The 12935-nt window shown below is 61.8% G+C and carries 12 protein-coding genes; 3 read left to right on the top strand and 9 right to left on the bottom strand.

What is annotated here, in order from left to right:
- Positions 1 to 288: 288 nt before the first annotated feature.
- Complete coding sequence (locus tag H1B27_RS17150) at positions 289 to 1149, bottom strand: LysR family transcriptional regulator (RefSeq protein WP_197966836.1); 861 nt, start codon at positions 1147 to 1149, stop codon at positions 289 to 291.
- Between the two features lie 301 nt (positions 1150 to 1450).
- Here H1B27_RS17150 and H1B27_RS17145 point away from each other — a divergent pair, with 301 nt between their 5' ends.
- The 3 genes from H1B27_RS17145 (at position 1451) to H1B27_RS17135 (ending at position 3809) form a co-directional block, all read left to right on the top strand.
- Positions 1451 to 2275 carry an oxidoreductase gene (locus H1B27_RS17145; RefSeq protein WP_197966835.1) on the top strand — a complete coding sequence of 275 codons (825 nt, stop codon included), beginning with the start codon at positions 1451 to 1453 and terminating at the stop codon, positions 2273 to 2275.
- 51 nt (positions 2276 to 2326) lie between these two features.
- A complete protein-coding gene (locus H1B27_RS17140) occupies positions 2327 to 3175 on the top strand; it encodes an alpha/beta fold hydrolase (RefSeq protein WP_197966834.1) in 849 nt (282 codons plus the stop codon).
- 103 nt (positions 3176 to 3278) lie between these two features.
- Positions 3279 to 3809, top strand: coding sequence for a VOC family protein (locus H1B27_RS17135; RefSeq protein WP_197966833.1), 531 nt, complete (start codon positions 3279 to 3281; stop codon positions 3807 to 3809).
- Positions 3810 to 4428: 619 nt separating this feature from the next.
- On the opposite strand, the gene H1B27_RS17130 is transcribed toward H1B27_RS17135, so the two are convergent.
- The 8 genes from H1B27_RS17130 to H1B27_RS17090 form a co-directional block, all read right to left on the bottom strand.
- Positions 4429 to 5118: an L-2-amino-thiazoline-4-carboxylic acid hydrolase gene (locus H1B27_RS17130; protein WP_197966832.1), complete on the bottom strand. Its 690-nt coding sequence runs from the start codon at positions 5116 to 5118 to the stop codon at positions 4429 to 4431.
- A gap of 45 nt (positions 5119 to 5163) precedes the next feature.
- Entirely contained in the window at positions 5164 to 5265 is a 102-nt protein-coding gene (locus tag H1B27_RS17125) for a RidA family protein (RefSeq protein WP_162131049.1), read from the bottom strand.
- Between the two features lie 91 nt (positions 5266 to 5356).
- Positions 5357 to 6271 carry a DUF1127 domain-containing protein gene (locus H1B27_RS17120; protein ID WP_311976954.1) on the bottom strand — a complete coding sequence of 305 codons (915 nt, stop codon included), beginning with the start codon at positions 6269 to 6271 and terminating at the stop codon, positions 5357 to 5359.
- A 191-nt stretch (positions 6272 to 6462) separates the two neighbouring features.
- Positions 6463 to 7551 (bottom strand): helix-turn-helix transcriptional regulator, encoded by a 1089-nt coding sequence (locus tag H1B27_RS17110; RefSeq protein ID WP_197966831.1) that lies wholly within the window; start codon positions 7549 to 7551, stop codon positions 6463 to 6465.
- 482 nt (positions 7552 to 8033) lie between these two features.
- Positions 8034 to 9815 (bottom strand): B12-binding domain-containing radical SAM protein, encoded by a 1782-nt coding sequence (locus H1B27_RS17105; RefSeq protein WP_197966853.1) that lies wholly within the window; start codon positions 9813 to 9815, stop codon positions 8034 to 8036.
- Between the two features lie 453 nt (positions 9816 to 10268).
- Positions 10269 to 11579 (bottom strand): S-methyl-5-thioribose kinase, encoded by a 1311-nt coding sequence (gene mtnK, locus H1B27_RS17100; protein WP_197966830.1) that lies wholly within the window; start codon positions 11577 to 11579, stop codon positions 10269 to 10271.
- A 141-nt stretch (positions 11580 to 11720) separates the two neighbouring features.
- Positions 11721 to 12329 (bottom strand): class I SAM-dependent methyltransferase, encoded by a 609-nt coding sequence (locus tag H1B27_RS17095; protein ID WP_197966829.1) that lies wholly within the window; start codon positions 12327 to 12329, stop codon positions 11721 to 11723.
- A 128-nt stretch (positions 12330 to 12457) separates the two neighbouring features.
- A complete protein-coding gene (locus H1B27_RS17090) occupies positions 12458 to 12811 on the bottom strand; it encodes a hypothetical protein (RefSeq protein ID WP_061877851.1) in 354 nt (117 codons plus the stop codon).
- Positions 12812 to 12935: the final 124 nt, after the last annotated feature.

The following is a 12935-nucleotide window of genomic DNA, read 5'->3' as shown; positions in this document are numbered from 1 at the left end:
CAGATCGCAGTTAGTTCAATCCCTGCGAGAGTCGTGATTTCGGGTTCGGAGTTCGGCGACAGTTAGGCGACGATCAAATTTATGCCGGGTAGGTCGAGCTTGGCTTTGAAGGCTCCAGGACTTGAACGTCGCGTTCGACAGCTGGAAGCCTGACGAGAGCTATCCGCATCGCGGGTACATCTACGCGGCGTGGACGGCTGGGGTGGTGCGATGGTGAAAATGACCGCCGAACGACCCTAGCGATCTTGGCGTTTCTCCGGGAGCCTTGAGTCATTTCCGGGCCGCACATCATGCGGTCGCGTTCACGAGATGGTCCGATACCGTCGAGATGAACGCGCGAAGACGCTCGAGACGCCGCAGGTCCCGGTGGTATCCCATCCAAATGTCTCGCGCCGGCGGCGGCGTCGGCAGCTCCAGTCTGCGGATACCCGGGATCTGATTGCCGACCACGCGGGGCAGGACAGCGATGCCGACCCCTTGCCTGCACATGCGCCCCTGGACGTTGCGGTTGTTCGATCGCAGGACCAGTCTGGCGTTGGGGAAACTCTCGATGAGCCACGCGATGTCAGGGAAGTTACCCGTGGATGTGTCATGGGTGATCAGCCGGAAACCGGTCCCATCGCCATACTTGGGATCGGCCGCCTCCTCGGCGATGTAGACGCCGTATTCGAGCCTGAAGAGCCGCCGCTGAACGACATCGGCAGTGTCGAACGGAACGATACGAAAAGCGACATCAGCCTCCCGTTGGGCAAGGTTGACTCGGCGCGTGCCGGTCAGGATCTCGACCTCGACATTGGGGTAGGCTTTCGAGAAATCCGCGAGGATAGGAGGGAGGACATAGGCCCCAAACCAGTCCGCTGACGAAATGCGCAGACTGCCTTTGAGGTTCTGCTCCTGCCCCGCAAGCCGGCGCTCCATGGCCAGCGCGCCTTCCTCCATCTGCTCGGCCAGTGCAACGATCCCGTGGCCCTCATCGGTCAGAACAAGACCGTCCGCTGTGCGCTGGAAGAGCGTGTGACCGATTGCCTGCTCAAGCGCGCGAAGGCGCCTGCCGACGGTCGGATGGCTTGTCTGAAGAGAACGCGCCGCCCCGCCGAGCGTGCCGGATCGCGCAATCGCAAGAAAGATCCTGACGTCGCTCCATTCCATCGCACCACCCACACAAAACTGAACGCCGAGAGTACAGTTATGTCACTCAAAGAACAAATCTAAGCACCTAGATTCCCGCCATCGCCTGGAGGTGGGTCCTCTGTGGATTCCCCCGACCCATGAGGGCGGCCCCTTGGGTGAACTGGCTGCGGAACGCACGGGAAGCTCGTCCGGATCGCAAAGAGATTTGCTGGAGCGGTCGCAGAACGCGGTGGACCGCTCCGATGTCCGCAATTGAGGACTCGATGATGATCACGATGGTGGTGACCCAATCGTCTGAAAACAACTCGGAGAAGAAGTCATGAAAACTTGGCTCATCACAGGCTGCTCAAGCGGCTTCGGCCAGCGGCTCGCGCTCGCTGCAGCACAGCGCGGCGATCGGGTCATCGCGACGGCCCGCAATGTCAAGACAATCGAGGACATGGTCGAGCCTTTCGGCGGCCGCATGATCACTTTGCCACTCGACGTGACCGATGCGGCGGCAGCCAAGGCAGCGGTCGCGAAGGCGGTCGAGGCCTTTGGCGGGTTCGACGTGCTCGTGAACAATGCCGGCTACGGACTGTTCGGCGCGATCGAGGAAGGCACGCCCGAGGAATATCGGCCGATGTTCGAGGTGAACGTCTTCGGTCTGATCGAAACCACCAGAGCCGCCCTGCCCGTCCTGCGACGTTCGGGCGGAACGATCGTCAACATGTCCTCCGGCGCGGGCATCGCGGGCGGCGCCGGCGGAGGTTATTACAACGCCGCCAAGTTTGCCGTGGAAGGGATTTCCGAAGCGCTCGCCGGCGAGTTGGAGCCATTCGGCATACGCGTGCTGATCGTCGAACCTGGGCCATTTCGCACCGATTTCCTCGGCCGTTCGATCACGATGGCGGCCAACGAAATGCCGGAATACGCCACGAGCTCGCGCAAGCCCTATCGCGAAACCAACAACGGCAATCAGGCGGGCGATCCCGACAAGGCGATCGCGGTGATCCTGCAGGCCGTCGACGCCGACGACGCCCCGCTTCATCTGCCGCTCGGCCCGATCGCGCACGCCATCGCCGAGCGAAAGCTGGCTGCCTTCCGCAGCGATATCGACGCCTGGCGCGACATCACGATCGCCACCGATTTCGACCAGCCGTAAGCGCTGGCCACGAGCTCTGTTTGAACGTCAACACCTGACCGGAAAGCGATCATGATCGCATCCTTGAAAGGGTTTACCCAGCAGCTGGTGCCGGTGAATGGCATCAAGATCAACGCCGTCACGGGAGGCTCGGGCTCGCCGATCCTTCTCCTTCACGGCTGGCCGGAAACATGGTGGGAATGGCACAAGGTGATGCCGCTGCTGGCCGAGCATTTCAGCGTGGTGGCCATGGATCTGCGCGGCGCGGGCTTTTCCGACTGCCCGCAGGGCGGCTATGACAAGGCGACGATGGCGCGCGACGCGCATGAAGTGATGGTTGCCCTTGGGCATGAACGCTACGCCGTGTGCGGACATGACATCGGCGGAATGGTCGCCTTGCCGCAGGCCGCCATCTATCGGGAGGCCGTTACCCACCTGGCCGTCCTCGACGTTCCGCTTCCCGGCTGGACCGGATGGGAGGCGACGACCGCAAGGCTCTGGCACTTCAGCTTCCATATGAACCGGGACCTGCCCGAGCGCCTGATTCATGGCCGTGAACATGACTATGTTTCGACCTTCATGGCAGAGCGGTTCTACGATCACAGCACCTTCAATCCGGCGGACATCGAGATCTACGCCAAGGCGATGGCGCTTCCTGGCCGCACGCGTGGCGGCATGGAATGGTACCGCGCCCTCGCCGCCGATCATGCGACTGCGCTCGAGTACAAGAAGCAACCGCTCGAGATACCGGTGCTTGGCCTGGGTGGGGACCAGCGGTTCGGTGCGCAGATGGTGCCGATGCTCAAGGAGTTCGCCACCCATGTGAGGGGCGGCTCGATCGCGCGGTGCAGCCACTATGTCGCGGACGAGCGGCCGGATGAAGTCGCGGCCGTCCTGATCGAATTCGTCAACGCCAGATGAAACTCGGCGCCCGCGCCGTCGTGGGCCGGGCGGATCGCGAGGCTGCGGGCGAATTGCGCCGCGGCGATCGCGATGGATCGAACTAACAGCAAAGGAGACTGTCATGACCGCCCCCGTCATTCGCGGCGTCAATCATATCGGCATCACGGTGCCCGACATCGAAGCAGCAAAATCGTTCCTGGTGGAAGCTTTCGGCGGCCAGGTGATCTACCAGTCCTTCGGACCGCAGGATCCGCCGCGGCAGGGACCCGAATTCGAGCGGGCCGTCGGCGCTTTTCCCGGAACGGTCGTGCGAGCGCAGGCGATGGTCAAGATCGGAACCGGACCCGATATCGAGCTCTTTGAAATGCACGGGCCCGAGCAAGCCCAGCCGATCCGGGCGAGCGACTTCGGCATCACGCATTTCGCTCTCTATACCGACGACATCGACGCATCGGTCGAGCGCTTCGCGAAGGCGGGAGGCACGCCCCTCACCGCGCCGCGCGCTATTCCCTATGCAACCGAGAAAGGTCCTGGAAACAAGGTCTGCTACTGCCGCATGCCGTGGGGCACGACGATGGAATTCATCACCACGCCGGACCGCATGGCCTATCATGACCAGACGGATCTGCGCAGGTGGCAGGACGAGGACTGAGCAGAGGCGCGAAAAGGGATCCGCATCAGTTTCTCCCGCTTGCTTGCGGGCAGGGCAATCGCATATGGAGCGATATCGCCTGTGGCCATCCTTCGAGACGCCCGCCGTTGGCGGGCCCTCAGGATGAGGAGCGAGTGCGTTTGCGCCAGTTTCAACGGGCGCCGGTGCCGCTTAGCCTCATCCTGAGGGACCGCGAAGCGGTCGTCTCGAAGGACGAGGCGCGCGCTCAGGTCTTGCGATAAAGCCATATGCGATTGCGCTGCGCTTGCGGGAGAGGTCGGCGCGTCCGGGCGATGCGCAGCATCGTCCCGCGCGCCGGGAGTGGGCCTTCTCCTCTTGGCGATTGTCCCATTGCGGAAATACCCTCGCCCCAACCCTCTCCCGCAAGCGCAGCGCTATCGCATATGAGATGCCGCTATGGGCACCGGCTGTCTCCACAGCGTCATGGCCGGGCTTGTCCCGGCCATCCACGCCTTTCCACGCGGCACAAAGAACGTGGATGCCCGGGACAAGCCCGGGCATGACGACCTCTGCAAAATTCAAATGCGATAGCCCTGCCCGCAAGCGGGAGAGGGAGCGCACCTTCCCCTGTCGCGATCAAGCCTGGTCACATCATGCTTTAGCTCCCGATCTCCCGGTCGGGTGGCAGCCGCGAAAATCGGAAACCGCAGTGGCTGGCGCCGCTCGCCAGCGTCTGGGTCCGTTCCAGGCGGATGCCTCGCGCGGCGTAGGCGACGAAGTCGAGGCCGCAGATGTTCGGCAGTACCTCCGCGTCGCCGCGGCGCGCCGCGAGCTTGCAGAAGCCGCAGGCCTTGTAGTCGACGCCGAATTCGAAGCTGTCTTGCGGACCCGGCTCGACGAAATCTTCCGGAAACTCCGCTTGGTGAGCTTGTGTAACGCTCCCTGCCGCCTGTTCGCGCATCAAGGCCTGGTTCTCCCGTGACATGAACTGACGCCCTGCGGCGAGACGCTCGGCTTCGGGAATCGTCAGCAGCTGCGCCTTGCAGGTCTCGCGCTCGATCTCACCGATCACGGGCACCGGCGCGCCGTGGCGCCGCAGCACCCGACTGATGGCCATGAAGCCGGTTAGGCGCATGAAGAAATCGCTCATGCGGCTGGCTGCACCGCCGACATAGGGCATCTGCGTGAGGACGATCTCGAATTCGTCCGTCACCTCCTGCCTGACCTTGTCCATATCGGAGAGATGCGCGCGCTCGCGGAGCATCGGTTCAGCGAGGTTTATTCGCTCGCGCATGGCGGCCTCCATCGCGTGGCGGTGCGTCTGGTAGAACGGATGAATCTCAGCCATTGGACACCCGATAGGATTGGCTCATTGCAGCATCGACGAGCCGCCTCATTCGGCGGCGATCGCCTCGATCTCCAGCAGCCATTTGCTGTCGACGGTCTCGACCACCACGACGGTTAGCGCCGGCTGGTGCTTTGCACCAAACAGCAAACCGCGGGCTTGACGGACTTACAGAGTACAACTGACCTATGCGGCTTCCGAATGCCTTCGCCTTCCGGCGAGGCCATGCGGGCTCTGGAAATCAGCGATGGACGAGTGTTGTCTCCGCAGGTGCCGCTTCTTTCGACCGCAGGAACACAAAAACGGACCCAACAAAGATTTCCGCGTCGGCGCGACCATCCTGCCCGATGAGAATGAGTCCTGCTCCGCCATTGGCTACGTTCAGAATGACGGGCGCTCCCTTCGATGTCTTGATCGGGTTCATACCGATGGTGAGAAATTCACCGATCGGCTGATCCAGATACTGAAGCCTCAATTGCGGAGCAATCTCTGCTGGCGCAAGCCCAAAACCCAGTTGTTGGGCACGGGCGTAAATTTGCCCGAGCAACACCGTCTCGGTCTGAAAGCCGAGCTCCGCCGCCGAAACCGTGACAAGCTCCAAGTCTGCTTTCGCGGTGTTTAGGGTAAAGGCTGGTCGAGCCATGATTTCACTAGCCAACTCTCCAACACCACACCCTCGCGCATTCAACGCGTTACGAAGAGCGACCGAATCTGGAAATGTCCCTACCGTCGTCTTCCTCCACACCGGAACATCGGCAGCGGATTCAACGGCAGTCTGCGGCTTGCGAGCTCCGGCAACCTCCTTGAGCGCCAAGCGAGCCTGCAAAACATCTCTCGCCGTGCACTGAGCTTTGGCTTCGTCCGCGAAAAGGAGGACGCAAGCGTTGCAGAGCATTAGAATGACGAGAACGCCGCCGTGCCATCCCCTGGAGTGATGCGATGTTGCAATTCCTCGCTTCGAGGCCACGTAGTCGATCTCACCGCGCGTGATGCCGATATCGGCAAGCTCCCTTTCGGTCAGGCGGCACAATTCAGTTCGCAACGTCTCGCGTTTGCGCCACTCTTGAAATGCATCCCAATATGCTTCGATAGGACTGTAGACCTGTCGCTCTACGGATTCCTGTGTTGGCTCGGTGGTTCGGTGGATTGAGCTCATTGTGGCGTCTCCCAGTCACGGCCAATGTCTCCGGCCGATCTGGACGCGCTTCGGCGCTCGGCGCCCCATCCGTTTTGGGGGGGCGGCCGAATATTTTCGATCGGCTACCTCGAGAGCGTGCGGAGGAATTTGGCGCTAGTGGCCCTCTGGGAGCCGCCCGGTCGCCACGCTTCCGGGGGAACTACATGATTTCAGGAATCGTTCACGCAGCCGGGCGGGCGAAGTCCATTCAGTAGCGCCACGACGTCAGACTGCCGATTGTAGCCCATTTTGCTCAACACAACCTTGACATGCCAACGAACAGTATTCGTGGATGTGCCGCTCTCTGTTGCCATGGCCTTGACCGTCTGGCCTCCGGCCAGGCCCCGAGCGATGCGAGCTTCGGTGGGGGTCAAATCAAAAAGGGAGCGTATGAGGTCGACCGAGGGAGCCTCCGGCCTGGTCACGGGTGTCAGCATCAACATGGCCGCGCATCCGGAAAAGGTGTCGCGCGCCGAACCGCGAATCGGCACGACGTGCGCGATCATCGTGGAGCTGATGTCGCGGGTTGGAAATGAGCGCACACCGGGGGCGTCGTCTTGATCCACCGTTGCGATGGCGTCGCGCAACAGTGCGTCGGCGCGCACGTCCTTCAGCGCAATGCGGTCTTTCGCTCGCCAAGAGATGAAGCCACTCAAGCCTTCGATTAACGGATTCGCAGCCAGGATCTTCCCTTCGCGCGAGAACACGAGCGCAGGAATGCCAAGTAGAGCGAGTGCCTGGGCCGCGGCCCGGGCACGTTCCAGCTGCATGCGGGCCGCAACCAACGAAGCCCTGGCCAAATGAGCGTGCACCTCGTTGAGTCGTCCCAGCACAGCGGGAGACGCCGATCCTCGGTCGTATGCTCGCTCCAACGCGATCACCATGTCATCGCCCGTCGGCAGCGCGATCGCGGTAGCTGAGGCCCATCCCATACCGCGGGGGTACAACATGTCCCTGTAGGCCGGATCATTGCGCATCTCTTCGGGCGTATACAAAATGCTGTCCGGTATGAAGCCGGTCTGTTTCGCGCGAAGCAGGCGGTTGAAACGCTCCGATCGCGGGACCCATCCGCTCTCCATTAATGGCCGCAGATCATCTCTTGCCTGCTGGCTCGAAGCAGACCATCTGATGACGCTTCCGTTCGAGATACATAGCCAGCCGGCCAGCGCGCCGTCGATCTGCACTAATTCAGCGAGAATGCCCGGCCACAGTTCAGGTACAAAGGCGCACTCGTAAATTCGATCGATGAGGTGGGACATCGCATACCCTCCCTGCGTATGTTAACGCAGGTCATGTTGTGCGGCCAGCCTTTCTGAAAATGCTGCTCTCTGAAGTTGAGACGGGCCCCTCAATCAGCAAGCTTGGCCGGGGCTCGGCATCGACTGTCTCGTAAGCCCAAAATCGTGACCTACTCTTTTCGACAACGTTCCCAACTGACCCGCAAGACGACATTGGAAGCCTCGCGCCGTCTCTCGCTAAGTTGGCGTACCGCTAAACGGGAACGCGGCCACCTGAAAATCACCCTCGTGTAGAATGTATCCTGGTCGCTTAGCTAATCATCTCGACTGGCACGCCGGAGCGTCCAGTCTAGACAGCTGCGATCAATTCATGCCCGACAGCCGGCGCGCCAACGAGCATTCGGCTGGGTCGCGGCGGGCCAGAAGCCGAAGTGATGGTTTGGGCTGTTCGGCGCAACTGGACGTCGGTCAATCTGATCCGATGGTTCGCGGCGAGTGAGACATCAACTAACACCGGTCGGCAACGATCCCCCGGCCAACTTAGCTTTCTGTGCCTCTTCGACATGCCGCCGTTGATCGAGAAACGCCTGGCTGGACCGCGTCTTGTACAAATCCAGACTCGCGGTCTCGTCGGCCTGCAGTGTGATCGCCGCATCGACATAGGCGAGCCGGTGCGGATCCGACTTGACCTTGCGCGCCAGCCGGTGCAGGCGCAGAGCGAGCGAAGCCCATTGTACGGCCTTCACGGCGGTGTCGGCCGCATAGCGAGGATAAAACGACCAGGCCGGCTCGACCGGCAGATGCGGACGGCGCTCGTCGCGGCTCTTGAGCCGCAGCACACCCCCTTCGAGCGGATGAACGCGCTCGATGGGATGGTAGCCTTTGAAATAGAGCGCGTAGGTGCCGATCTTGCCGACATTATTGCCCATCGCCGCGGCACGCCGCATCAGCGTCTCGATGTGCTCCCAGCTGTAATAGGTGTTCCAGGCGAGCTCGTTGGCCCGCTCCCAGTCCGCCTTGGACATGGCGGGGTGGTCCGTCGTGACGTGGTCCAGGTCGTATTTGTTGAGGTCCACATCCATCGCGACGCCCTTCAAGTAGAGCGTCTTGTGGTCTTCCGAGCCCGGCAGCGGCGTCAGGAAGAAGAACTCCAGCATGTCGATCGGCAGCTCATGCTTGATGATCTCGATGTCGCGGACGATCGATTCCGGCGTGTCGTTGGGAAAGCCGATAATGTAGCCGCCGATGGTCATGATCCTGGCCCTCTTCCAGGCCAGCATCATCTCGCGATAGTCAGTGATCTTGTTCTGCCGCTTCTTGGCGCCGAGCGGACTGTCCGGGTTGATGTTTTCGAGACCGATGAAGCATCGCCGGACGCCGGCCTTGGCGCATTTCTCGATGAAGTTAGGCAGCTTGTGGCAGAGCGTGTCGACCTGGATCGTGAAACGGAGGTCCCAGCCCTCCTTCTCGCGCAGGGCGATGATCCGGTCGAGCAAAATTTCCCAATCCTTGTTGCGCGCAAAATTGTCGTCGGTGAGAAAGAAGGCGAAGACGCCCTGAGCGACGTTGGCGCGGATCACGGCCTCGATGTCGTCGGCGCTGCGGCGTCGCGACTTGCGGCCCTGCACGTTGATGATGGTGCAGAACGAGCACTGGAACGGGCAGCCGCGCCCCGCGTCGAAGCTCGTGGTGTGGCCGATGACCCTTCCGATCTGCTGGCGGGGAATGATCGGCAAAGGCTGGCTCTCCAGGTCTGGCAGATCGTCGATGTAGTTGTAGAGAGGCTGCAATCGCCCGGCGACCGCATCCTGCAACAGCCCCTCGAGCCGTCCCTCGGCTTCGCCTGCGAAGACCGACACACCGAGGTCCATCATCTCCTGAACGCCGACATCGCGCTCCGGCAACATCGAGAGGGTGCCGGACACATGGAAGCCGCCGATCGCAACGTGTATTCCGAGCTTGCGAAACTGTCTCGCCAGATCGAGCGATCGGGGAAACTGGTTGGACTGGACCCCGACCAGCATCACCATGCCGGCATCCGCGGCCTTGATCGCGCGCGCCAGATCCGCGACACGCACCTTCCAGTTGGTCTCATCGATGGCGTCGATCTCGATGTTGCAATCGGGCCCGAGAACCCCGCGTTCACGACAATCGAGCGCGATGCCGTAAAGGCAGGCTAGTGAATTCGAAGGCAGGCCGCCGCGCCACCATCGAATGACATAGCCTTCGTCGTCGTAATGTGACGGCTTGATCAGAACGAGCCGGAAAGTCTTGCTCTTCCTCATGAGCAAGGGTAGCTCGATCTCGGTCAAAGGCCAATCGGTTTCCGTCAGCTCCTCGCAAAAGACGACGAGCTGTGGCACGAAAACATCCGGTCAGCTAACCGCAGACGGCGCTATGGCATGTTCGGCACAAATGGGGCTGCATCCTCGCCAGCTAAAGCATGATCCGGAAAAGTGCGAAGCGGTTTTCCGGAAAGATCATGCGTAAACAACAACCTGAAGCGCGATGACGATTCATCCAAATGTCATCGCGCTTTAGTGCGCAAGACGTCCGCTCCGGGGCACGTGCGATAATGCTCTGATTGATCCCAAGATTCCCCTGACATATTCGCCTTTTGTGAGTACACGCCGTGGTGGAATAGACGCGACTTTCCCCTTCGGCGCATCAGCCCAGCGCCCGGGCGCATCGAGCGAGCATGCCGACGGGACCCCTGATGCGCGCGGAGAAGCTCCGTCTCAGCCTGAAAGCTCCGGCTGCCAATCCCGCAGTTTTCGCGCGGCGCCGGTGACGTCGGCGATCGTCCGAAACGGAGCCGTCTCCACCATCATCGCCCGCGCCAGCCGCACCGCACGCGCCTCGCTGGTTGCCCGTCGTCGCGGGTCCTCGATCAGCTCGAAGTCGATGTTGTGGGCGAGGCCGAAGATGCGGCGGACGATCTTGGCGGCGGCGAAGCCGACCGTATCGGCGAACAGGCGTTGCATGTAGGCGTGGCGCTCGGCCTCGAGACGTGCGGCGCCCTGCTCACCGGCGAAGAGGGAGATGGGATAGGCGTCGCCGGCGGCCCCACCGCGCCAGAGGTCGAGGAATTTGCGCGCGAACTCGTTCCAGACCTGCGCGACCGTCTCCAGCATCCAGCCTTCGAATGCGTGCCGCTCGCCCGGTGCGCGTTCATGGCCGGCGGAGGCGAAATAGGCCATCAAGAGGTTGGCCAGCACCGCGCCGACGTCGAATCCCATCGGACCGTAGAAAGCAAACTCCGGGTCGATCACCCGCGTCTGGCTTTCCGTCACCATGATCGAGCCGGTGTGGAGGTCGCCGTGGATCAGCGCCTCGGGGCCCGCCATGAATTTCAGCTTCAGCCGGGAGATCGCGACGTGCAGGTCAAGGTCGTCGCGCAAGGCCGCAGCCAGACCATCGAGATATGGCTCGGTCCAGCGGTTCTGCTCCGCGATGCGGTAGGGATCTGTGAAGATCAGATCCTCCGTGATCTTGCACAGCGCGTGGTTGCCGGCAAAGGCCGCGATGCCCTCTTTCTTCTCGGCGGCGGAGAGCGCGAGGTCGGAGGTGAAGAACAAGGTCCTTGCCATGAACGTGGTGATGTCGTCCACGAAGCGCGGATATTGCGTTCCGGCGACCAGCCCCTTGCGCATGATGATGTGAGGTTCGAGCAGCTCCATCACCGTCAGCGCCAGCCCGTCGTTGTGATGCAGCACGGTCGGAACGAGGCCGGGCGCCAGTTCAGCCTGCCGCGTCAGCGCCAGGTATTCGTAGTGAGCGCGGGACAGCGGCAGCGGCCAGCTTTCACCGACGAGACGGACATAGGGCAGCGCCTGCTTCACGGCGACGCCGCTGCGCGCGCCCTTGACGATGAAGACGAGGTTGAGATTGCCGTCGCCGACCTCGGTGATCGCCCAGGAGGACGGTTCACCACCAAGTCCGGCCGCAAGCACCGGAATTCGGGCGACGTAGTCCCGCAGGTCGGGTTCATGGAGAATTCGATAGTCTTCCTGCCCCGGATCAGCCGATGGTCGGTGCGCTGAACTCATGCCGGTCCCCCCGTGCCGGCGCTGGAGTAGTTGTCCACTCCCGTTTCAGGAACTCAAGCCGGCCTGTTCTTTGACCGCCATCTTATCCATAAGGCGCGACCGGCGGCTAGCACGACTCCTGCCGCGACTTGCCGCAGCGTCTCAAAGGCGCTGCGCCAGCCAGATGGTGTGCCCACCGCAATCGGGGTCCTCGACCACATGCGAGACGACGCGGAATCCATTCCGCTCCAGCAGTGAACGATATTCGGCCGGATCCAGGCTGGCATGATACAGCGGCTCGCCGCCGAACGCTCCGATCGCCTCGCCCTGGGCCGGGCCGCTCGTGAACATCAGCGCCGCATCCGGCCTCGCATGGTCGCGAAAGATCGGGAACATGCGGCGCTGGTCGTCAAAGCAGAGGTGGAAGAAGCTGTCCCAGGCAAGGATGCCGCCAAATCGCCGTCCCAACGCAAGCCGGCGCATATCGGCGACGATCCATTCCTGCTTGGGGAAGCGCTGTCGGCACGCATCGATCATCGCCGGCGAGGAATCCACCCCCGTCACGGGATGATCGAGTCCGATCAGGTATCCCGCCATCGGCTCTGCCGAGCCGCAGCCGAGATCGAGGACGGAGCCGGCGGGTGGCAACAGCGCACGGAAACGGTCGAGCCAGGCCTGTTCGAACAGACCGCTCCGTGCACGGCTCTCGATCCAGTCCGATGCCTTGCGCTGATAGAGATCGATGATGTGGTCGGCGGCGTCCGATGCCATTCGAGAACTCATGCGCTTCGTTCGCGACTAGAGCATGATCCGGAAAAGTGTGCAGCGGTTTTCCGAAAAGATCATGCTCAAACAATAACCTAAAGCGCGATGACGATTCATCCCAATCGCATCGCGCTTTAGAAGGTTTCCCGCTCCAGGAAGCTGGAGCCGATGTCGGCCTTCCTTTTGATCGGATCGAAATCACAATAGACGCCGTCCGCCACCAGCGTGTAGCTGGCGCTGACGTTGTATTTATCGAGCTTGACCGAGCTCAGGCCGATCACCGAGGTGCTCTTGCCTCCGTTCCACCTGAACGGCGTCGAGCTCTTGGCCTGCTCGCAGGCCATCACCGCCTCGTTGAAGACAGAGCCCTCGACGAACGCCTTCAGGGTGCGGACCTGCACGGCCATCCTCCATTCGAAATAGCCGACGGCACCAAGGCCGGCGACGATCAGCACCAGAAGCGCGACGACGATACGTTGAAAAGTCATTTGTTTTCCCCGAGCAAGCAAACAAGCGCAAAATTCTAAGCACGCAGTGAGATGAAGCAAGCGCCTCGTCCTTCGAGACGACCGCTTCGCGGTCTCCTCAGGATGAGGCTAACCGACAGCGATG

Origin of the sequence: Bradyrhizobium diversitatis (assembly GCF_016031635.1) — a bacterium.
GTDB lineage: Bacteria > Pseudomonadota > Alphaproteobacteria > Rhizobiales > Xanthobacteraceae > Bradyrhizobium > Bradyrhizobium diversitatis.
The sequence above is the reverse complement of the archived record's forward strand: the minus strand, read 5'-3'. Positions and strand labels throughout refer to the sequence as shown.